Raw genomic sequence first — 21,662 nt, forward strand, 5'->3', positions numbered from 1 at the left:
CCCTTCAAACTAGTACCTTTCTTCCTACATTTTTGATCAACCACCCATATTTCCTCCGCAAATCAATTGCATAGTTGTTCGTTTGCTCAATTGTCATATATATAATTTACAAACGAGTTGTTAGCTAGCTGTAAATAGCAAAGTGAATAGCAGCTGGGAGGCAATAAATTCAATCTCAATACTTTATCAAGAGAATGATAAGTAAACATAAAGGGAATGTCGATAGAATACCGATCAATTATCGATGTATATACGATGTATATACGATCAAACTACATGGAATTACATGGTGTTTACTTGGAAACTACATGGAACTTACTTGGAAGCTACATGGGAAGAACTTGATAGTTACAGTAAATGTGCACAGAAAATGCACAGAAGATACTTATATGAGATTATGTGAATTAAGGCTAAGCACAGGTAGGTAATAGGGTAAGTAAGCTATAAGGAAAATAAAGCCATGAGGATACCCTTCTGCCTATAAAGGGTCAAATATTACACCAATAAAAGATGGCTGTTCAATAAACAGTTAACTGCATAATATTGAACTACTTAAAATGAAAACACCCCTTAGTAGGAAACTAAGAGGTGTTAATCATGGTATCTGCTAACGATATAAATTATTTGACTGCCAACGCTTTATCGATTGTGAAAACGATATTAGCGCGGTGTGCTTTTGTTTCTTCATCACCTACAACTGCGGCAGCTAATTGTTGGCGGATTTTTTTCAAGTTATAGATAGCTACGCCTTTAGACACTGAATCGTACATAGTTGAACCAGGAATAGCGGCTAGCTGGCGAACATATTCGTTCTGCAAATACTGCCTGTACACGTTTACGTTACCTGCTAAATCTGCTGCGAAAATCGCTTTAGTTAAGTCGCCTACTACTTCAGCTGCTGTGTATTTGTTACCATACAAGCGAGAGTTGGTGATTCTTTGTAAAGTAGTGGGGTGTAAAATGTGCATGATGGCACCACCACCGTGTGCAGCGAAGTTACCCGTGATTTTTGGATCTTCAGTACCTGACATGAAGTTGAAACCACGACGTTGCATTTGTAAGTATGGATACAATGACTCATCTGCTTTAAACGCATCTGGAGCAAAAACGTATTTCGTTAATACAGTCATTGCTTTCTTTTGCAGTTCATATGGAACCGGTGTAAATGGTTTTGTAGATGAATTTTGATCTGCAAAGCTTCTATCTACATATACACCACCAATGTAGCGGCTTACAACTTGGGTCATGCTATTACGTTGACCAACCAATGTACCGTAACGAGCTCTTAACTCGGCGTAAGATTGGCCAGGTTTGCTGTATTTAGCCTTCAATTTAGGCATGATGTTATTCACCAATTTATAACGATCTTCTGCATATGCAACCGCATCGTTTGTTAAATCGTTGATCATCACGCGGGGATCGATGGCTTTACCTGGAGAACGCATATCGTCTGCGTCGTTACCGAATGCTAATTTAGGATCGGTGCTACGAGCAAGGATTTTGTCTAAGGTAGCTTTTTCATTTTCTGGCGTTGTTTCTACGTAACCATATTCGATTGCCCACAAATCGTAAGGACCAGGTTTAGTTGTATAGTAATCGCCTTGTTGGGATTTATCCAATGCTACGTTGATAGCTGGGTAATCCATTACAGAACCCAATTGGCCGTATTGACGGGTAAGGGATTTATTGTTGATTTCAGCTGGAGACCATAACTGGCTTGATTTCATGTTGTGGTTCAAACCAAGGGTATGACCCATTTCATGCAAAATCAAGTAGTACAAGAATTGTTTGTGCATTTCAGATACTTCTGCAGGGCTAGCATTGCCAGCTTCTACGAAAGTAGCACCCGCTACGAACTGCGCTTTTAATTCTGCAGCCATTGTACAACGAGCACCATCTGGGTGGAAGTGATTGTCGATTGCTTGGTTATTGAAAGCTGCACCGTTGTTAGATAACAAATCTTCCAATACTGGCGAGTAGCTACCAGAAGCCCACTCAACTGTGATATCTGCACCAAGGATTTGACCTGTTACTGGGTTTACGAAGCTTGGGCCGATTGCACCATAGCTAGGTGTAGCACTTGCTACCCAACGGATCACGTTATATTGAACATCACCTGGATCCCAAGTAGCGTCATCTGGTTGCATTTTCATTACCACGGCATTTTTGAAACCAGCTTTTTCAAAAGCTTCGTTCCATTTCAAACCCGCTTCGATGATCGTTTGACGGTATTCAACCGGGGTCGTATTTTCTACATACCATACGATTGGTTCAACCGGTTCGCTGATCGCAGCATTTGGATCTTTTTTCTTTAAGTTCCAACGGTGGATACGATCGCGGTATGGCGTTGCAGAAAGAGATGTTTGATCGTTTACTTCTTCAGAGAAGTAACCAATGCGTGGATCTTCTAAACGTGCGCGGAAATCATTTTTAGGCATTTCAATGAACGTGTGTTGCATACGTACACGTACATAGCGCGCATCAGTAATGTCTTTACCGCCACCATTGAAAGGCATTGGGTTGTCGTATGCTAAATCTACTTGGATAGCGGTATTTGTTGGGTACGCGCTGATTTTGTAGTATTTAGACTTTGTTGGATTTAAACCACCCAAGTTAAACATAGCACCTGGCGGCATACCTGGGGGTGTTGTTGGTTTTACGGGGTCGAGTTTATCACTCAACATCAAGCCATCCACAGCAATTAAATAACCGTTTTCATCTTCTGCCGATGGTTTATCAGAGAAAAACACGGCTTCAGAAATGTCTACGCCATCAGTTTTGCTTACAGCGTTATTGGGGTCGTAGTAGAAGTTAGTGTTCACTAATTGGAACTCCACTTTATCATACGCCTTTTTCATTTTGAAAACGAAGTTGGAACGGTGCATACTTTGGTTCAAGAACAAAGTGGTAGGACCGTTCATCGAGAAACTTTGGTAGACAAATGGTTTGTTTAATTGGTCTTTACGAATGTACATCTGAACACTCCCTGTTACAGTGTCTTGGTACAATGTGAAAAGACCGTCTTCTTTACGGCTAGATTTTACTTTGTCCGCAATTGAAGGCTTTTTAGGCGCAGCAGCGGCAGATTTGGATGTGTCGACAGGGCTGGTTTTACTTTGCGCAAAACTTGGAGGGGTTGCCAAGGATGCCACTAGTAGGCCAAGGCATAGTCCGCTCAAGGGCGATTTATAGGTCATAGATAAGCAGTTTATAAGCACATAAGATAGTATCAATATTGTATTGGATTTGTTAAATTTTGATAGGCGGCTATTTGTCGGTAAGGATTACAGGGGGTAGAAAAGAAAAAGGGCTACCTATAATAGGGAACCCTTTTTTATAAAATATTCAAAACCATTATGGCTTCCATTCAAACAAGTAAAATTGCGTTTCTTCGGTATCGCTGAAATTATTATCCACGATAAATACCAGGCTACGGTTGCCATTTGGTAAAACGGGGCCAAATGTAACACCTTCTACGTTATCGATCATATTCACTTTGCCGGCAATCTTATCGAATGTAAATAAGGCTTTTACTTTTGGTTCTTTATAGTCGATACCTACCGTTGCTTTTTTCAATTCCATGATATTGCTTACATCTGTGGCTTTTGATACATCCAAAAGATTAACACGGATGGTGTTGTTCTTTACACCGGTTGAAAATGAACGTTCGATAACCATGATTTGGTTTTCGTTGATTGCCATAATATCCGATACGCCGTTTACCCTGAAACCGTTCTTAGGATTGGGTATGCTTGCCACCGACGACAAAGGATACAAGTATTGTGCTATGGGCATTTTGGTGCTCAAATCGTACTTAATAATGCGGGTATAAATCTTTTGATCAATGGTGTCGGCACGTTCGCTATCGCCGTACAGGGGTTCTTCGCAGCTAACGAAGCAGTATTTATAATCCGGGGTAAAGGCTAGGCCTTCGAATACGCCGTTTCTACGAGGACCTTTTTCTTCCTTGCTCATTTCAAATTGAGCAGGAATAGGTAGGTTATATTGGGTGTTGCCGCTACTGTCTACAGCGGTAATACTAGGATCGGTGATGGCAGCGTAGGGTTGTTCCAAAGTACGTTCACCTTCGCTTGTCCAAAGGAAAACACGGCGTGTAGGATCGAATCGCAGTGCTTCGGGATCGGGCGTAAGTGCTGGGTTCACCGCACGTTTGGGATAAGTATCGCCATTCGGTAATTTGAACGTGGTGGATTTGATGAAGGAAACGCTATCGATTTTATAACCGTTAATATGTACACGGCCTGTATAGAACCTTGCGGGAGCTAAATCAGAGCGATCATCACAAATCATATAATACTCCTGTTTATCGGCGTTGTAGTCGATGCCGGATAAACCGCCGATATCAATGCCTTCAAACTTGGTGTGGTTTGGTAATACGTATTGGTGGTGGAACACTAGCGTTCCTTTCTCCTTTGGAGATTCCTGTACTTTTGTTGTTTTACAAGCCGTTATAAAGGCTATAAACACGAATAGGAATCCTAACTGCTGCCATGATTTCCCTGCCATAATAATTACGTTAAAGCTGCAAGTTATTGAATTTTGCGGGGTCGGCAGTTTAAGAAAATGAAAAGTCCCGGCGATGGGCCGGGACTAACACTATTTTTTATTTGACATAATCTTTTCTTTCATCTGTGCCATAAACGGCTCGCGGTAGGTGTCGCCAATGGGAATGGTACTGGAGGTATTTTCCAGGTGTACCATATTACCTTCAATCATCGTGATATAAGCGGTTGCAATAATGAAGGATTTATGTGTACGCGTAAAGCGGCCTGCTGGCAATCGTTCTTCGAGATCTTTGATATTCAATAAGGCAATGATTTTTTCGCCTTGTTGGGTATTGATGCTAACGTAGTTTTTCAAACCTTCGATGTAAACAATATCGGGCAAATTGATTTTGATGAGTTTGCCTTTTTGTTCTGTTTTTACGAAAATGAAATCGTCCTCTTCTTGGGCTGCTGGCTGTGATGGAGTATTGCCAATGGGGGTAATGAACGACATAGCGCGTTGCGCTCCTTTAATGAAGCGAGCAAACGAAATGGGTTTCAACAAGTAATCCAACACATCATTCTCAAATCCCTCGAAAGCGTATTCACTGTAGGCCGTCGTTAAAATTACCTTACTTTTCCCGTTAATTGCTTTAATGAAATCTATGCCTGTCATGGTGGGCATTTGCACATCCAAGAAAACCAAATCAATTTTTTGCGAGTTCACTACTTGTAGTGCTTCAACGGGATCTGTACTGGTAAATACCAAGTTAAGGAAAGGTGTTTTACCGATATGATGCACTAATAAATCAATGGCATGTTGTTCATCATCTACAATAATGCAGTTTATCATGGCTAGAAATTAACAGTCAATTCAGTTATGTAAAAATTATCGTCTTCCTGTACTTTAAGCGTATGTTTCTTTTCGTACATGAGTTGTAAGCGGTGGCGTACATTCTTGAGGCCAATCCCGGTTGATAGTTCTTTTGTGCCTTTTTTCTTCTTGTTACAAATATAAAACCGCAATTTCGAATCATCAACATCTACTTGTATCACCAATGGCTCGTTCGGGTTTAAAAGGTCGCCATGTTTGAATGCATTTTCAACTAATGTAATTAGTATTAGCGGTACAATGCGGGCTTTATGATTGGTAATGTTTTCGTTATAAAGAATGCTTAGCTTGTTATTGAAGCGCATTTGGTTAATGTCGATCACATTTTTCATGTGTAATAACTCGCGGTCTAAACTCACAAGACCATTTGCATCTTCTTCTTTCCCCAACGCGTAGCGCATAATATCAGATAGTAATAATACCGCGTGTGATACTTCATCACTTAGCGGCACGGTTTTACTATAAATGAAATTGAGCGAATTGAAGAGGAAGTGTGGATTGATTTGGTATTTAATAGCAGATAGCTCAGCATCCAGTTTCTGTTTCTCTAGTTCTTTCTGTGTTTTGGCGCGGTTATTCCAATCAATCACTAAGGCCACTACAAATATCACCACCAAATTCAGCAAATAACCTATCACTAGCGAAGCCAAGAAGAACAATTTCCGGTTTTCGAGCACCCAGTATTTGAAAGCCATACTGCTATCATTATCCTGCCGGGTTTTGCGCATCGATATTTCGTACGTTTCGTGTACTAAGCCGTAATCTAACCAAAAGCTTACAATAATCTTCACTACTAATATCCCTAGCACAATCATAAAGAACCGGCCAAATTTCCTATTGTGGAAAAGGGGAATCATGGCGTGGTAAATAAGGATATACGTGAATATCGTGTTTTCCAATAAACCACGTATGCTGCTTAATACCATTCCGGCTAAGGAGTTATGACCATTATTAAATGAGGCCATGTACACGTTCCAAGCCATGAATATAGCGAAGCCATAATAGACTAACAGGATGAGGAAAATGATGAAAATCTTCTTCCAGTCGCGTTTGATGATATTTTTTATTTGTTCGAACATATCTTCTTCCTAGAATGATAAATATAACACTCCTAATTCAAAATGCAAGTGACTTAAAGTCCACTTGCATTTGTACGGCTGTTTTCTGATTCGATACTACTTTTCCTTGTTTTCGTTTGTTTCACATTTTTATTACCAAAAGAGTAATTGAAAGTGAGGTTTACAACACGAGAATCAGGGATAGAATGTACTTTGTTCAGGATATTTTGATAATCAACTTTGTAATCTACTTTACGGCTATGGAAAATATCGGTAACACCTAATTTCAATGAGCCTTTGTCTTTCAAGATGGTTTTCTTCACACCCAAATCCAAAGAAGCCATTGCGCCAATGTTAGTAACACCCATTACCATTGGTGTAGAAGCAGAACCGGTTACTTCCAAAACAAACTTTTTAGGCAAGGTAATCGTATTGGTAGAATTGAACATTAAGGCGAAGCTATTGGTTTCGAAACCACCTTGGCTACCATCTTTCACGTTAAAGTACAAACCGTTTAACATGGTCATGGTTTGCCATTTTTTGTACAACATTTTAGTAAAGACCATGCTAGCATAGGCTACGTTAAATTTACCGAGGTTGTCGTAAGTAGTTACTAATGTTTTCTTTTCTTCATCTTGTTTATAAACCATTGTTAAAGCATTGCCACTGTGTACCCAACCAACTTTCGTGATAAACGTGTATTTGTAGATAAATCCAGCTTCCATGGCGTGTAAGTCCATCGGTTTAATGTTAGGATTACCTTGGGAATAGGTATAAGCGTTTTTATAATTGATGAATGGGTTCACAATATCATAACCAAATCGTTGGATGCTTCTTCGGTAGCTGAAGCTATAGATATGTGCCATATCCTTATTATAGTTCACGTTTACGCTAGGAAATAATTGCAAATAGTTGCGGTCGAAAGAACTAGCCGCCGAATTTTCCGTAGCGCGTAAGTCACCTTTTGCGTAAGTATGTTCTAAACGTAATGCAGCGGTTAATGCAAGCTTTTTGATGCTTTTAGAACCTTGTAAGTAGGCTGCGTTGACGTTTTCTTTATAGATAAAGTGGTTTGTTTTGCTGACATCATTTTCCCATTTACCGGTGTTTAATAATTCCCAGTTTAGGTCGTTATCTGTTTGTGTATAAGTTGATTTAACACCGCCTTCCCATTTGGCGAATTTCGTTGTGCGTTCGTAATCGGCGCTGAGTGAGTATAAATTGATATTGGATAATGAGTTGTTACGCAATGCATCTTGGCGGAATGGGCTAGTGCTGTTGGGTAAGAAGTAGGCTGTGTTAAAGCCATCGTACCAATCTTTATTGAAATTGAAATAGTCGAAGTTGATGGTGAATTCTTTCCTTTTGAGCGCATTGGCGTATTTGTAGTATGCGTTCGCAGAAGGGTTAAAGGTTCTTACATCGCCGGTATTAATTTGCGATAAAGTAGAATCCGTTTGTTTGCCTTGGAAACCCAAGTAAGTCATGTTTTCATTCAAACGATCGCGGTCCGAGAAGCTGCCTTTCAACAATACACCAAACGAGTTTTTCGAGTTAAGGTCGTAGTCTACGCCCACTTTCACGTTATGTGTTTGTGCTTTTTCATCAACTGGGTTTACATCGTGGATAACATAGTTATTCGTGAAGTATCGATCACTAATGGCGTTATTGCGGGTTTTGGTATACAAGTAATCGTAACCACCGTAGATATTCACTTTTTTATTACGGTTATTCAACGTAATACCTCCATTACCACGTGGAAATACACCAGCACCACCACCTAAAGTAAGTGTACCGTTGGTACCGAAGTTTTTATTCTTTACGAATTTGATATTGATGATAGCACCATCTTGTGCATCGTATTTCACCGATGGATTACTCATAATCTCCAGTTTATCGATGTTGTTGGCCGACATGCCGCTCAACTGGTTCTTTAAATCATCTGGAGATAAACGTGAGGGTCTACCATCGATATACACTGTAACAGGTTTACCGTTCAAGGTGAGTTTGTTACTTTGATTCTCTATCACAACACCCGGTGCTTTTTGGATCAATTCGTAGGCAGTAGAACCCGTAGCAGCTGGGGAACCGGCTACGTTCATGGTCATTTTATCACCACTCATCGTGATTAACGGTGGTGTTGTTTTTACTTCAACGGCTTTGAGGCTGCTGCTGGTGCTGTTCAATAAGATTGTTGGAATGTTGATGGTATTGTTGTTCACAGCGATGTTCGCAATCGTTGTGTCTTTGAATCCCATGAAGGTAACACGTAAGCTATAGGCCCCGTTTTTTAAGCTATTGAAAACGAATTCGCCTTTGTCATTAGTTGTTTTGATAATCGGGGTAGAATTGGTAGCTGACAAGGTTACCGTGGCGGACGGTAAACCTTGCTTGCTACCTGCGTCGGCAATGGAACCTTTAATTGTTTGAGCATTTGCGGCAAAACCGGTTACTAAAAATGCTCCAAGTATTAGATGGCGTTTAATAGATTTCATATAGGTTGTGTTGATGATGTAAAAGTATTTCCATCTAACTGGCCCATAAAAAATGTTACACCAACAGGTTAAAAATCGGTATCAACCCCCTAATTTCTCCTATTACATAAAAAACATATCTACAAACAGCCGCTTTATACAAAGAAAAACGCATTGCCTTTATGGCAATGCGTTGTATAATGAACCTCTAAAAAGTGAAACTACATAACTGGGAAATGCACAACAGAAGGACGTTTAGCATCGTTGTAGATCTTCAATTCGATGTTGCGGGCATCGGCCTTGGTTTCGGTGCTTACATCCTTGCCGCTACCATAGTTCTTTTGCCAGAACGTGTCGGACAACGGGGCTACCGTTACTTTCAGCTTACTACCTTTCTCGATGCGTTTGGTGATCCAGTAAAGGTTATCGAAGGTGAAGTGATATACTTCGTTTGTTTTTAACAAGTTACGTTGATGGATGGTTTTCGCATGGGATAAACGTTGTACACTTTGCGATAGTGGCCAAAGCTTTCCTTTGGCATCTTCCTCCCAGATGGTAAAGAAGATATCTGCATCAGGTGCATCTATGCTAAGGTACAAGTCCAACGTTGGGCTGCCATTCAATACGAAAGCTTCTTGGTAAACCGGTGTTTCGAAAAGCAGCTTCGTTTTCTTTTTGAAGATTTCTTCGGTTACCATGGCGTTGTTATTGGTATAGATATGCAAAGTGTCGTCTAAGCCCGGGGCTGTACTAAACTTAATAGCGATAGGACTTGAGTTTGCTTGCTTGGCCTGTAGTTGGTTGTTGGGAGAAAGATAATAATTAAGTGTATCGCGGTTCATTTTCTGAACCGAATTGAAGTGTGCCCACCTATTTTCGCCCATAACGAATACGTTCACACGGTCTTGCAAGAACGCAGGTTTGGGTTTGCCTTTCAGTACATAATCGAACCATTCGTATACCAAGTTTACTTGGTTTAACAAGGCTTCTTTTTCAATTTTATAAGGCGCTAATTCGGCTCTTGGGTTGCCTTGTGCACCACCATGGTCGAATGGACCAATAAATAGGTAGTGATTATTTATGGCGTCTTTTGGTCCGAATTGGTTGTGCATACGGTAGTAATACATAGCCCCTCTTTGATCATCATCGAAATACCCTGTTGTGGTGAAGATGGGAATATTGATTTTCGCGAATTCTTCAGGAGTAGGAGTTTGAGCAGCATACCAATCGTCGGTAGTGGGGTGCTTTAACCAGCGTTGGAAAATGGTGTCGGTTCCGCTTCCTTCTAGGGAATCGAGTTTGTTATATGCTACACCGTTACGTAAGTAGGCATTGTTGATTTTATCCCAACGATCCTGGTTGCGCATTTGTGATAAGTCGGTCATGGGTTGGCTGGCAGCATATTTCAACCATTGCAAGTTGTACGTTAATTGCACGCCCTGCGGGTTAGGAAAATCGATACCTGCACCTACGGCTACTTGTGGTACAATTGTTTTTAAAGCAGGGTGCAAGTATTTAGTCGCAGCCCATTGTGCAAAACCTAAATACGAGCCTCCGTACATACCTACTTGCCCATCGCTCCAAGATTGTTTGCTAATCCAATCGATAATGTCGTGGTTATCCTTGGCATCATTTTCAAACGGGAGGAAAACGCCTTCCGATTTGTATTTACCACGGTTATATACAGTTAAGCTAGCGTAACCTTTATTGGCGGCAATTTTAGTTGCATTTACTTCAAAACCTTCATTAACTGGGTAGCAGTTAACACGTAAAATCGTAGGAAGTTTGGGCGATGCGCCTTTTGGAAGCACTAGTATCGCGCTAAGCTTAGTACCATCGCGGAGCGGGATGCGTACATCGCGCTGGATATCGTATTTGGCAAGCGTTAGCTTTTGTGCATAGGCTTGGTGAGCAGCGAAGGCTTGGGATTTGATGATACCGTACACGTAGGTGCCAAGTACATCAAACAGTTCTTCGCTTTTTACTTTACCATTTTTGCCCGCTTCAGCAGCAATTTCTTTGCTGGCATCGGCATAAGAGGTGTAATAATAACTGGCGAAGCTTAATAATTGGTCTTGACCTTCTTGGTCGAGGGGGCCAATTTGTGCATCATACTGCGTGGTGAAGTTATCATTAAAGTTGCCGTGAGGCATCATTTTGGCTTTGGCAAAGGCCATCACTTCCGAGTAACCGGCGAGTGACACTAGTTTTCTATCTTTTTCGAGTACCCGGAAGCTGTCGACGTTAGCTACTACAGCGGGGTATTTCTCCAAGATGGTGTTGGCAAATGCGCTGGTGACGAAAATATATTTCCTTGTTTCTTTGGATAAACTTGTCTTGCTCCCGAAAAGAGAGTCGGCATATTGCAGGTATTTCTGCGCGATACTTTGGTAATCGGCAGCATTGGGCTGTGCTGGGATGGCGAAAGTTTTTTCGGGAACATCTGCATAAGCGGGTTGTTGTGCCGGCAGCGCAATAGCGAGGCTGAGGCAGGCAAACACGAGGATAACTTTTTTCATAAAACGCTTTAAGGTTTATAGATGGCTTTGTCGGCGTGTGATTTTGGTACTTCAATTTAGGTAATTCCTAATAAAAAACGGCCGTCTCAACAACGTAGAGACGACCAGGTATAATATTTTGTTACAAGAATTGGCTTAAATCCCGGGAATGGGCGTGTTTTTATTGATGGCTGTGGCTTTGCTTTCGATGAGCAGGCCTTTCAATTGGCCAAAAACATAGCCACCCATCAGGTTTCCCAAGGCGCTTTGTTCTACATTGAAAGCTTTCCCATTGGCTTTTCTCACATTTTCAAAAGCATTGGCACAAATCTTTTGGAAGTCGGTAAATAAGAATTGCGAGTATTTTCTGAGCTGATCTAAATAATCATCATTAAACCCTTTTGTAAGCTCGTTGAAGGTGGCTAAGTAAGCGTCGTAGTAATTGCTAACGGGGGCTGTTTTTAGGTGGGCGAAAATCATCATATCGAGGTTGACTTTATAGGGATGGAAGCCTTTGGGGGTCCATTTCATCGCTCCTCTTAAAGAGGTGGCTACATCCTGCCAATGACCTAAAATTGCATATGCATATGCCGTAGTTACGAATAAGGATGTTCTTGTTTGATTCGATAATTGGTCGTTGGCATCGAATAATGAATCGGCATAATCCAAGAATTCAGTAGCCACTTTTTCATAATCAGCTTGTGTTGGACTAGCGGGCAATTTGAAAGTGCGTTGCGGTATATCCTGGTATTTAGGCATTTGGGCGCAAAGGGCCTTACTTACGAATAATGCTATCAAAACAAGCGATATGATCTTCTTCATGTGGGAATAAAGATAATTAATTAGCGGTACCTGCCGGTGGTGGCGTTTTAGTATGATCGTTGGTAGCTGCTAGCTCAGCTTTTACTTGTGCAAATAAATATGCTATTAGAAAGTGTCCTGTAGCTCCTTGGTTAATCACGCCATCTTTTTGAGCTTCCTTGATACTTATTTGATGGATAGTTTGGTAATCGGTAAATAGGAAGTTTAAATGTGCATAGATCTCTTCTTGTAATTGTTTATTATATGGTAGCACCAGTTTTTTATATGCATTGTAATAGTTTTCATAGAAGTTACCGTGCGTGGCGGTTTTGGCAATATAGAGTGCTTGGAATTCTACCAGTGCATTTTTCGCACGAAGTTTTCGATCAATAGCTTTTGCTTGGCTAACTTCCTTTTTCATTGCATCCCAATTTTCTAAAACAGCGTAAGCGGCAGCACGAGAATGATAAATAGCAGTCAACGTATTTTTAGACAATGCTTTGTTGGCGAATGAAAGGGAGTCGGCATACGCTAAATATGCTGTTGCCAATTGTTGGTGCGCTTCTTTTGATGCTGCGTTGGGAAGTGTGAACATGCGCTCAGGTAAACCACGGTAGCCTTGTACTTGGGCAAAAAGCATATTCGTTAGTAATAGGCAGTATAGAACAATAATGGTATGTTTTCTCATGTGGGGGAATGGGTTTGTACGTAAGATGCTAAAAGTAATTGAAATGCATAAAAAACAAAAAAGGTCGACGTTTTATTGTGCGTCGACCTTTTTTTATATGACAACCTGGTATTAGTTCCAGATTTCGTTTGCGGAAGTAAGAATGATGGGTTTACCATCGGTGATTACGATGGTGTGTTCGTGTTGTGCAACGAAGCTGCCATCGCGGCCGGTGAGTGTCCAGCCATCGGCTTCTGTGAAGGCTTCACTTCCTTTGGTGGAAATGAAGGTTTCTACAGCCACTACGGAGTTGATTTTAAACTTCGCGCGGTTGTGGCGATCGTACCAGCATGGGATTTCGTGGGGCGCTTCGTGTAAACTGCGACCAACACCGTGTCCTACGAGGTTTTTAATAACGCGGAAGCCTGCTTTTTTCGCTTCTGCATTAATAAGACCACCTATTTCATTGATTTTAACGCCGCCTTTGATTTCGTGGATGGCTTTGTATAAAATGCGTTTAGAGGCATCTACAAGTGGTTGTAGCCCTTGAATATCTTTCCCAAGGATAAAAGAACCGCCATTGTCGGCCCAAAAGCCGTTTAGTTCGGCAGATACATCTACGTTGATTAAATCACCTTCCTTCAATACAGTTTTGGTAGAAGGGATACCATGCGCGATTTCATTGTTCACGCTGATACAGGTATAACCAGGGAATTTATATGTGAGGTAAGGAGCTGAATTGGCGCCATATTCTTCTAAAATCTTCTTGCCGTAATCGTCTAATTCTTTTGTTGACATGCCGGGTTGGGCATATTCACGCATTAGTTTTAGTGTATTGGCTACGGCATTTGCCACGGCGGTCATCCCGTCAAATTCTGCTTGTGTTGATATCGACATAATTCTAACCGTTTTTTTAAGTAACTGCAAATTTACGATATATGGATGTTAATTTTTTGGCTACATCTAAGAAAGTGGTAAAGTGGTGGTGGTTTGTATGGAAGGCTTTATGGAAAAAAGATGAAAAGAGTGGTAGCGTGGAAGTGTGCGACGCACCGGGGGATGAATAGGGTGATGATGATGGGCCCAAAAAAAGCGCCGACTTGCGTCAGCGCCTTTTGATATCGTTGTTCTTGGCTTAGTATTTTTCCAAATATTCTTTGATTTGAATTTGGAGAGCAGCAGTGGCAGGAACGATCGGTAAGCGGAAATAGTTCTGGATGATATTGTTTTGTTGCAAGAATGCTTTAATACCAGCAGGATTATTTTCAGCGAACATCAATTCGAAGCCGTCTAACATCTTGTAGTGTAGTTGTTGTGCGGTTGCGTAATCGTTTTTCAAGGCAGCAGTTACCATATCGCTTACATCTTTTGCGAAGAAGTTAGCGGCAACGGAGATCAAACCTTCCATTCCGCAGGCAATTTGTGGCATAGCGAGCACGTCGTCGCCACTTACTACTACGAAATCTTTTGGTTTGTTCTTGATGATGTGCATGCATTGTGCCATGTCGCCAGAGGCTTCTTTCATGGCTACGATGTTTTCTACTTCGTGGGCGAGGCGTACGGTAGTTTCGGCGGTCATATTACGACCGGTGCGGCCTGGCACGTTGTAGAGGATAATTGGTTTCGGAGAAGCGGCAGCGATAGCTTTGTAGTGTTGGTAGATACCTTCTTGCGTAGGTTTGCTATAGTACGGTGCTACGCTTAATACAGCAGCAGCTTCATCGAGTGGGCACTTTTGCAAGCGCTTTATTACATCGTTGGTGCTGTAATCGCCAATGCCTACTACTACTGGAACCCGTTTGGCAACCTTTTCGAAGGTAAACTTTATAAGGTCCAATTTTTCTTCGGCTGATAATGTGGGTGTTTCGCCTGTAGTACCGAGTGTTACTACATAATTCACTCCACCCTCAATTACATGATTGATGAGCTTTTCAAGCGCATGCCAATCGATGTCCTCGTTCGCTTTAAAGGGCGTCACCAGCGCAACGCCGGTGCCCCTTAACTGTTGCTGTAGCATAAAATTGTCTGTCGAAACAAATTTTGATTGTTGGAAATATTATATCGAAAAAAATTATTTTTCGTCGAAGAAGCCCATGCCTGAGAATTTATCGATTCTTTGGCTGATACGGGTATCTGCATCTATTTGTTTAAGTTCCGCGATGGTGGATTTGATCTTAGCTTTAAGGATCGCAGCCATTTCATCGGGATTCACATGAGCACCACCGAGTGGTTCTTTGATAACGCCATCTACAAGACCGAAGCTGCTCATATATTCGGAAGTGAGCTTCAATTCTTCTGCGGCTTTTTCTTTAAAGTTCCAGCTGCGCCATAAGATGGTAGAGCAGTTTTCTGGAGAGATAACGGTATACCAGCTGTTTTCGAGCATTAGGATACGGTCGCCCATACCAATACCGAGCGCGCCGCCTGATGCACCTTCACCGATAATAATACAAATAACCGGTACACGTAATTTCACCATTTCGAAGAGGTTACGAGCGATCGCTTCGCCTTGGCCACGTTCTTCGGCTTCGAGGCCTGGGTATGCACCCGGGGTATCGATGAGCGTTACGATAGGTTTATTGAATTTTTCGGCCAGTTTCATCAAACGGAGGGCTTTACGGTAGCCTTCTGGGTTTGCCATACCAAAATTGCGGATTTGGCGCATTTTGGTATTAATACCTTTTTGTTGCCCGATGAACATGACAGTTTCGCCATCGAGGTCAGCAAAACCGCCTACCATGGCTTTATCGTCTTTAACGTTACGGTCGCCATGAAGCTCGAGGAAGCCGTTACACATTTTTTCAATGTAGGCTAATGTGTATGGCCTATCGGGGTGGCGGCTCAGTTGCACCCTTTGCCAGCTTGTAAGGTGTTCGTAGATATTGGTGCGTGTATCTGCTATTTTTTGTTCATATTCTTTGACCGTAGCAGAAACATCTACGCCGGCTTTCTCGCCACCATCTTTCAGTTTTTGCAACTGATCGTATAACTCCGCGATAGGTTTTTCGAAATCCAGGAATTGCATAAGTACATTTAAAGGTTTAATACGGTGTAAAGATAGTACTTGAAAGTTTTTTTAAAAAAGATTTGCTTAATTGAATTTTTTGTTGCTATCTTTGCAATCCCAAAACGGGACAGCGGTGTTACAATTGCTGTTAGAAATTTCGAAATATAGTAGAAATTTTTGGTTTTGAGGATCGGTAGTTCAGTTGGTTAGAATGCCGCCCTGTCACGGCGGAGGTCGCGGGTTCGAGTCCCGTCCGGTCCGCAAAAGGGGACTTATCATAAAAGTAATGGTAAGTCCCTTTTTCTTTATAAGCGAAATTGCCCAACTGGTGGGCAATTAGCTGAAAAATCAAATTCATCTTAGGGGTTCGAAATGCCCGTTTTTCCCGATCATATACAATTCCCTCCGGAAAGATCAGTTTTTGCAATTCCTCCTTTTGGGTCGCTTCGCTGGAACGCCATGCTGTACTGAGATTGCGCGTAAAAGACAGCGTTCTTTTCAGAGCTTCCGGCAGGTTCGAAATGCTTTTTGCACATTCGGCCAGTTCCTTAATAATTTTAGCTCTTTCTTCCTGATACCGGTTATTGAATTTATTGTACACTTTCAGGGTTACCTGCTTTAATAAAAGGCTTTCCTCGGCATCTTCTATTTTCTTTTCTATAGCAGCCAGTTGTTTTTTAAGAGCAGCTTCCTTTTCAACATTGTCTTTTGAACATTCCTCGTAAAACCTTTCCATTTCGTACTGTATGGGTGCTATTAATTCCTCTGATACTTGCAGGGTAGTCAACAGGTCTTCGAATAGCTGATGAAGTTCTGCGGCATTACGGTTGCATTTACATCCATTGGTGCGGCACTTGTAATAATAGAACTTCAACACCTTCGTTTTGGTCTTTTTACGCCTTTCATACCCTGTTAATGGTTCACCACACCTATCACATTTTAAGAACACCTTTAATGGCAGGTAATCATTTTCTTTTTTATGAGGTATATTGAAACCAACAGCCTTTTCATTGATCTCGTTTACCTTCAAAAACACTTCATAGCTTATCAGCTTCTCATGTTGGCCCTCAATAACTTTACCATCCAACAAACCGTGATTAATAATACCACGGTAAAAAGGGCGCTTAAAGGTCTTGGTAAGCTGTTGTTTAATCATCTTCAATCCCAATGCCTTTAATCGTTCCAGTATTGCTTCATTCTTTACACCCTCCGCTTTCCATAGAAAAGCCTTTCGGATTAACAGTCCTTCTTTATTAATTACCAGCTTGCGTTCTCCATTCACTTTTACAATATCATAGCCTTGTGGCGGGCGGGTTACCCATATTCCTTTTTCCAGCTTGGCCTTCATGCCGCTTATTGTTCTTTTCCTTCTTAGCTTATTGTCATAATTACTGAACAGCAATTGCAAATCCTGGCTGAATGCGCCGGTTTCATCACGGGTATCTGTTGGTTGTGCTACGGCATATATGGTAACACCATACTTTTCTCTCAGGTCATGCGCAAGTTTTATAGCATTGCCACCGGTGCGACTAAAACGGTCTGTCATATATACTACAATCTGGCTGATCTTGCCTTATGTTTAGCTATATAATCCAGCATACGCTTAAACTCTTTACGCCCATCTGTTTTGGCACTTTCGTAGGTGCCACCAAAACTGGCAGCTATAGTTTTGCCATTCCTGCGGCAATATTCTTCAATGGCTTTGGTTTGGGTTTCCAGACTAAGGTTCGTATCAAACTGTTCTTTGCCTGATACACGGGAATAACTAACCACCAGGTTAGATTCTACAAAGGTGGTGATCTTCTTTGGCCTGTTCCCAAACTGATTGAAAGCAGAAATATCTACAGTCATTGTTTATCAGTATTTAAGAGGTAATGTAATGGTTAATCTATTTGATGGGAAAGTTGGTATAATACCCTGCAAAACAACCTTATAGAGTGAATAATTTCATCTGCTTTTTCATCTGTCATTTGCAAGCCTGAAAGCTCCCGTAGTTTATCCGGGGTAAGGGGTAGCTTTTGGGGATTGAGGATTACTTGCAGCTTGTCTGTATTAGCAGGGCTGGTTAAATGGCTCATAGGAATTGTTTTCTTACAATATCCCTGCTTCCCAAAGTGTGGGTTCCCGGTTTGGGCGGCAATGTCCTGATTTGGGCCGAACATTCCCGAATTAGGGTGAAAAAAGCCGGTCAAATTGACCGGCGAGATATCTTTCGAGTTATTTACTCACCCATATAAGAGGTAATCTTATTGAGAATAAGTTTCTCTCTTGCTTCAATAAACTTTTCAAATTCAGCTTCCAGCCATAGAGATTCATCCAATGGTATTAGATGGCTTTTAACAAATGACTTTTTATCTGGCAAGGTATCTATCCAATCCTTAAAAGGACTTGCATTTTTATCGCCCCTGTTTGTGCCATAGTCAATGAGTTGATAGTTCCTGATACTATTAATCTTAGGCCACTCATAATTTAGTCCTTCAAGAATTGATTTGGGCATTATATGGTCAATATCCTGAACCCTTATAATCATTTTCCTGTCATACATCAGGTAAAATAGAAACTGGCTATCCAATCCATCCAAATTAGAAGCATCAAAGGTCTCTGTAAATGTAACTCCGTGTTCGTAGTAAACATCAAATAAGTCATCCGTTGGAAATTCTTTGTTTTTATGGCCCTTAATTTCATCAAGCAATTTCCTTATCCCTGTTTTATACGGAATCCAGCCAGCACCTTTGCTTTTGAATACCCCATTAATAAGAGAATAATATATCCACTTTTTTATCCTTGGAAATTCGGAGTTGTTAGCATCGTAGTTTTTAAAGAAATTCTCAATCTCATTGTCCGCAAGTTCTTTGTGGAAGATATGGTACAAGACAAAATATAGCGGAATGAATGAGCGATTACCTTCTTTATAATAATTATATAAATCAGAGGCTTGCAAGAACTTTCGAAGAGCGATTAAGGAGCTTATTATCCTTTCTTTATTATTGATTGCAAACTTTGCATCAATTGCATCAATATTAGTCATTTCCTTCCTGTGATTATCTTGAAGCAAGAAAATCAACTTGATTAAGTTATCTTGGTTCAGTCCTATATCAGAGTACTCTGCTATAGTTTCTTCTAAAAACTTCTCCATTCGCCAATCAAATCCTTTAAAAATGGATGCAACTAAGTCAAATGGTGAAAGTTTGGTACCCCCATCATTTAGTCTTCTAAATAATTCCACTATCCTTTGGCGGTTGGTTACTTCATCAAAGGTGACTTTATCAATGGCGACCTCTGAGATGCCCAATGTCTTACCGGAAAAAATATTCCTGTAAAAAGCAGCAACATTCTCCTCAATATGAAACTTTTCCTGGTCATCAATAATATTACCTGATGCAATTATATTCCTTGCTACTATCCTATCGTTATTCGATCTATTCAGTTCATTGAATAGTACATTAACAGGATACCACTTATAGCCTCTTATAAGCTTGCTTGAATCTTCTTTAGCTTGTCGAGGAAGTTTGCTAAAATCTCCTTCAAATTGAAATTCAAACTGCCCATTGTAATTGCTAAATAGGTCAAAGTATAAAATCTTTCCGTTTATGGTACCTGTGAGGCCAATATAAAATGTTTGTAAGCGTTGCTGTCCATCTACGACAAAGCTTTGTTGCTGAGGAATCGTATCAACCTCTGCTGATGGAATAGATTCGCCGTCTTTGGTAAATGGCCTGAATGGAAAAAGTGGCTGAGTATTTTTATCTTCTCGAATAACCATTACGCCTCCAAAGGAATCCCCACGTAGTAAGGTATCAAAAAGGAGTTCCATTTTCTCCTCCTCCCAGACAAGGCGTCTTTGGATGACAGGTAGGACAAATTTTCTGTCGTCAATATCTTTGACAACATCAGAGATGTTTTTAGATTCCCAGTTTGCCATTTAAAAAATTTTATATGTATAATGAAATTTTATTTTCTCAATTTATGTTATTCGGATCAATCGATAATCATATCGGGCACTCCTATTTTTTCTACAATAATTTTCACCTGTAATGAAGTATAGTAATGTCCATTCTTTCTACCTATTTGATCCTGAAATGGCAGCAGCCATTTTCCTTGTAGGTAGTAATGCCTTTACGCAACTCGTCAAAGGTGGCTGCCTGCCGATCTTACTAACTATGACTTTATCTTTTTGGATAGTGTAAATCGGCTTGGATTATCCCCTGATTTTCTTCGAAGCTTGAAAGACCAGTATCCGGCTAAATCTTTTATCTATGTTTTCCAGTCTACCAAACAGGGCAATTTTAGAGGAGAAAATAGCTTCCAGCATGATGTTGATGTGGTAATAGAAGTACCTGAGAAGGGAACAGCGGTGCAGATGGGGCGGTTTAATCAGGGTGGTCAAATGAACATATTCGATCATGAAACAGGAGACATTTAACCTTTCGTGAAAGGCTACCATTCTTACATAAATAATTAATTGATGGAAGGGTTCTCCATAGTGAAGGTTTGTTGATGTGGCACTATGGAAATAGGAGTAACAATCGTTATATTGCAACTTATGCTCCGGGGATCACATTTTCCTGAGATGAACCGTATCAAAGGATACAGGTATCGTCTGTTTTACATATAGTAAGTTTGATCACGACTTAATCTTAATTTAATCAAGTAGTAACTATGTTAGAAACAAGGAATATATTTATAGATACACAAGCCTTCGTATCGAACAACTTTTTTCAAAATAAGAATTTGAAACGATTGGCTTATTGGGGTGGAATAAACTTTGTAAATTTATATTTGACTGAAATTACAAAAAGTGAAATAAAAAGTAATATTAGAGAAGACTTACTAAATGCGAAACAAGAAATTAATAGATTCAAAGATAACATATCTAAGCGTGCAAGAATACTGCGAAACATTCCTGAATTTAAAGCCTATATTGAACTTCCAGAACTTAATATTGAATTAGATTTTTCCAAACTTTCGATGGAACTCGAAATGTTCATTAAGGAGGGAAATGTTCAAACAGTACCATATGAATATGCGGACTTAAAAACAATTGTTACTAAGTATTTCAAAGGTGAAAAGCCATTCTCTCCTGGTAAGAAAAAATATGAATTTCCAGATGCGATAGTATTATCTGCTTTAGATTCATGGTGCTTAGAAAAACGAGAGAAAATATATGTAATTAGTGGAGATAGTGATTTTAAAGGCTATGAATCAGAAAGATTAATACCAGTTTCTGACATCAAGGAAATGTTAGATAAGATTAATAAACAATACAATAAAGATTTAGATGGCTGGCTTTCAGAAATTTTCGAAGTGTCAAAGGGTGAAATCATCGAAAAGCTATCACATGCGTTCGAAGAAAAAGTAAAAGATGAACTTTCATTTGAAATAGACATTAATAGGGTTAAAACTATAAATATTGAGATATATGATTTTTCAATAGTCGATAAAGAAAATGAGGGTTATTATACTCTCCAGTTTGACTATGATATAAAATGTGAGATAGAGGTTACATATAATAATTACTCGTTTAGCATTTATGATAAAGAAGATGATAGATATTATGGATATGATAGGAGTAGAGCAAAAGTTGAACTGGAAACAACTCAGACTGCGGAAGTTGAATTGGAAGTGTATTATGAGCGAGACATTGCAGCTGAAGATGCAGATGTGTCTATTCTTTCAGTTTATACGACAATCCCCGACGAGGGAGATATAACGAATGAACTTGAGGGATATATGGATGTTTTTTAAGCTTGTTCTGTTCTT

17 protein-coding genes, 1 tRNA gene and 1 pseudogene are annotated in these 21,662 nt (G+C 40.3%); 4 read left to right on the forward strand and 15 right to left on the reverse strand.

Features of this window, described 5'->3' with window-relative positions:
- Window positions 1-620: 620 nt before the first annotated feature.
- The 9 genes from LX64_RS03285 to map all read right to left on the reverse strand — a co-directional run bounded on the left by LX64_RS03285 (window position 621) and on the right by map (window position 13,792).
- The gene (locus tag LX64_RS03285) at window positions 621-3,197 is read right to left on the reverse strand and encodes a zinc-dependent metalloprotease (protein WP_111596160.1); all 2,577 of its coding nucleotides are present in this window, start codon (window positions 3,195-3,197) and stop codon (window positions 621-623) included.
- A 157-nt stretch (window positions 3,198-3,354) separates the two neighbouring features.
- Window positions 3,355-4,527, reverse strand: coding sequence for an esterase-like activity of phytase family protein (locus tag LX64_RS03290; protein WP_111596161.1), 1,173 nt, complete (start codon window positions 4,525-4,527; stop codon window positions 3,355-3,357).
- 90 nt (window positions 4,528-4,617) lie between these two features.
- Window positions 4,618-5,358: a LytR/AlgR family response regulator transcription factor gene (locus LX64_RS03295; protein ID WP_111596162.1), complete on the reverse strand. Its 741-nt coding sequence runs from the start codon at window positions 5,356-5,358 to the stop codon at window positions 4,618-4,620.
- A 2-nt stretch (window positions 5,359-5,360) separates the two neighbouring features.
- On the reverse strand, window positions 5,361-6,476 hold the full coding sequence (locus tag LX64_RS03300; protein ID WP_111596163.1) for a sensor histidine kinase: 1,116 nt from the start codon (window positions 6,474-6,476) through the stop codon (window positions 5,361-5,363).
- Window positions 6,477-6,529: 53 nt separating this feature from the next.
- Window positions 6,530-8,950 (reverse strand): outer membrane beta-barrel family protein, encoded by a 2,421-nt coding sequence (locus LX64_RS03305; protein ID WP_111596164.1) that lies wholly within the window; start codon window positions 8,948-8,950, stop codon window positions 6,530-6,532.
- Between the two features lie 200 nt (window positions 8,951-9,150).
- A complete protein-coding gene (locus LX64_RS03310) occupies window positions 9,151-11,448 on the reverse strand; it encodes a CocE/NonD family hydrolase (protein WP_111596165.1) in 2,298 nt (765 codons plus the stop codon).
- Window positions 11,449-11,583: 135 nt separating this feature from the next.
- Window positions 11,584-12,249 (reverse strand): hypothetical protein, encoded by a 666-nt coding sequence (locus LX64_RS03315; protein ID WP_111596166.1) that lies wholly within the window; start codon window positions 12,247-12,249, stop codon window positions 11,584-11,586.
- 16 nt (window positions 12,250-12,265) lie between these two features.
- A complete protein-coding gene (locus tag LX64_RS03320) occupies window positions 12,266-12,916 on the reverse strand; it encodes a hypothetical protein (RefSeq protein ID WP_148707172.1) in 651 nt (216 codons plus the stop codon).
- Window positions 12,917-13,027: 111 nt separating this feature from the next.
- The gene (gene map, locus LX64_RS03325) at window positions 13,028-13,792 is read right to left on the reverse strand and encodes a type I methionyl aminopeptidase (protein ID WP_111596168.1); all 765 of its coding nucleotides are present in this window, start codon (window positions 13,790-13,792) and stop codon (window positions 13,028-13,030) included.
- A gap of 41 nt (window positions 13,793-13,833) precedes the next feature.
- On the opposite strand from map, the gene LX64_RS26335 reads away from it, so the two are divergent.
- Window positions 13,834-13,962, forward strand: a complete 129-nt coding sequence (locus LX64_RS26335) for a hypothetical protein (protein ID WP_262511786.1) — start codon at window positions 13,834-13,836, stop codon at window positions 13,960-13,962.
- Window positions 13,963-14,030: 68 nt separating this feature from the next.
- On the opposite strand, the gene dapA is transcribed toward LX64_RS26335, so the two are convergent.
- Window positions 14,031-14,912 (reverse strand): 4-hydroxy-tetrahydrodipicolinate synthase, encoded by an 882-nt coding sequence (dapA, locus tag LX64_RS03330; RefSeq protein ID WP_111596169.1) that lies wholly within the window; start codon window positions 14,910-14,912, stop codon window positions 14,031-14,033.
- Window positions 14,913-14,966: 54 nt separating this feature from the next.
- Window positions 14,967-15,920 carry an acetyl-CoA carboxylase carboxyltransferase subunit alpha gene (locus LX64_RS03335; RefSeq protein ID WP_111596170.1) on the reverse strand — a complete coding sequence of 318 codons (954 nt, stop codon included), beginning with the start codon at window positions 15,918-15,920 and terminating at the stop codon, window positions 14,967-14,969.
- Window positions 15,921-16,089: 169 nt separating this feature from the next.
- On the opposite strand from LX64_RS03335, the gene LX64_RS03340 reads away from it, so the two are divergent.
- A tRNA-Asp gene (locus LX64_RS03340) sits at window positions 16,090-16,163 on the forward strand.
- Between the two features lie 538 nt (window positions 16,164-16,701).
- On the opposite strand, the pseudogene LX64_RS26420 reads toward LX64_RS03340, so the two are convergent.
- The 4 genes and pseudogenes from LX64_RS26420 to LX64_RS03365 form a co-directional block, all read right to left on the reverse strand.
- A pseudogene (locus LX64_RS26420) lies at window positions 16,702-17,448 on the reverse strand (recombinase family protein); the annotation flags it as partial.
- A 5-nt stretch (window positions 17,449-17,453) separates the two neighbouring features.
- Entirely contained in the window at window positions 17,454-17,753 is a 300-nt protein-coding gene (locus LX64_RS03355) for a recombinase family protein (protein WP_111596172.1), read from the reverse strand.
- Between the two features lie 32 nt (window positions 17,754-17,785).
- Entirely contained in the window at window positions 17,786-17,980 is a 195-nt protein-coding gene (locus LX64_RS03360; RefSeq protein WP_148707173.1) for a hypothetical protein, read from the reverse strand.
- Between the two features lie 143 nt (window positions 17,981-18,123).
- Entirely contained in the window at window positions 18,124-19,824 is a 1,701-nt protein-coding gene (locus tag LX64_RS03365) for a DUF262 domain-containing protein (protein WP_111596174.1), read from the reverse strand.
- Window positions 19,825-20,124: 300 nt separating this feature from the next.
- On the opposite strand from LX64_RS03365, the gene LX64_RS03370 reads away from it, so the two are divergent.
- Together LX64_RS03370 and LX64_RS03375 are read left to right on the forward strand one after the other, a co-directional pair.
- Entirely contained in the window at window positions 20,125-20,325 is a 201-nt protein-coding gene (locus LX64_RS03370; RefSeq protein WP_111596175.1) for a hypothetical protein, read from the forward strand.
- Between the two features lie 236 nt (window positions 20,326-20,561).
- Window positions 20,562-21,647 carry a PIN domain-containing protein gene (locus LX64_RS03375; RefSeq protein ID WP_111596176.1) on the forward strand — a complete coding sequence of 362 codons (1,086 nt, stop codon included), beginning with the start codon at window positions 20,562-20,564 and terminating at the stop codon, window positions 21,645-21,647.
- Window positions 21,648-21,662 lie beyond the last annotated feature (15 nt).

The sequence above is a fragment of the Chitinophaga skermanii genome (assembly GCF_003259335.1).
Lineage (GTDB): Bacteria > Bacteroidota > Bacteroidia > Chitinophagales > Chitinophagaceae > Chitinophaga > Chitinophaga skermanii.

Excerpts from the sequence above, each read along its gene's own strand:
- LX64_RS03285 (WP_111596160.1), bottom strand. The coding sequence starts at position 3,197 with ATGACCTATAAATCGCCCTTGAGCGGACTATGCCTTGGCCTACTAGTG.
- LX64_RS03290 (WP_111596161.1), bottom strand. The coding sequence starts at position 4,527 with ATGGCAGGGAAATCATGGCAGCAGTTAGGATTCCTATTCGTGTTTATA.
- LX64_RS03295 (WP_111596162.1), bottom strand. The coding sequence starts at position 5,358 with ATGATAAACTGCATTATTGTAGATGATGAACAACATGCCATTGATTTA.
- LX64_RS03300 (WP_111596163.1), bottom strand. The coding sequence starts at position 6,476 with ATGTTCGAACAAATAAAAAATATCATCAAACGCGACTGGAAGAAGATT.
- LX64_RS03305 (WP_111596164.1), bottom strand. The coding sequence starts at position 8,950 with ATGAAATCTATTAAACGCCATCTAATACTTGGAGCATTTTTAGTAACC.
- LX64_RS03310 (WP_111596165.1), bottom strand. The coding sequence starts at position 11,448 with ATGAAAAAAGTTATCCTCGTGTTTGCCTGCCTCAGCCTCGCTATTGCG.
- LX64_RS03315 (WP_111596166.1), bottom strand. The coding sequence starts at position 12,249 with ATGAAGAAGATCATATCGCTTGTTTTGATAGCATTATTCGTAAGTAAG.
- LX64_RS03320 (WP_148707172.1), bottom strand. The coding sequence starts at position 12,916 with ATGAGAAAACATACCATTATTGTTCTATACTGCCTATTACTAACGAAT.
- map (WP_111596168.1), bottom strand. The coding sequence starts at position 13,792 with ATGTCGATATCAACACAAGCAGAATTTGACGGGATGACCGCCGTGGCA.
- LX64_RS26335 (WP_262511786.1), top strand. The coding sequence starts at position 13,834 with ATGGATGTTAATTTTTTGGCTACATCTAAGAAAGTGGTAAAGTGGTGG.
- dapA (WP_111596169.1), bottom strand. The coding sequence starts at position 14,912 with ATGCTACAGCAACAGTTAAGGGGCACCGGCGTTGCGCTGGTGACGCCC.
- LX64_RS03335 (WP_111596170.1), bottom strand. The coding sequence starts at position 15,920 with ATGCAATTCCTGGATTTCGAAAAACCTATCGCGGAGTTATACGATCAG.
- LX64_RS03355 (WP_111596172.1), bottom strand. The coding sequence starts at position 17,753 with ATGACTGTAGATATTTCTGCTTTCAATCAGTTTGGGAACAGGCCAAAG.
- LX64_RS03360 (WP_148707173.1), bottom strand. The coding sequence starts at position 17,980 with ATGAGCCATTTAACCAGCCCTGCTAATACAGACAAGCTGCAAGTAATC.
- LX64_RS03365 (WP_111596174.1), bottom strand. The coding sequence starts at position 19,824 with ATGGCAAACTGGGAATCTAAAAACATCTCTGATGTTGTCAAAGATATT.
- LX64_RS03375 (WP_111596176.1), top strand. The coding sequence starts at position 20,562 with ATGTTAGAAACAAGGAATATATTTATAGATACACAAGCCTTCGTATCG.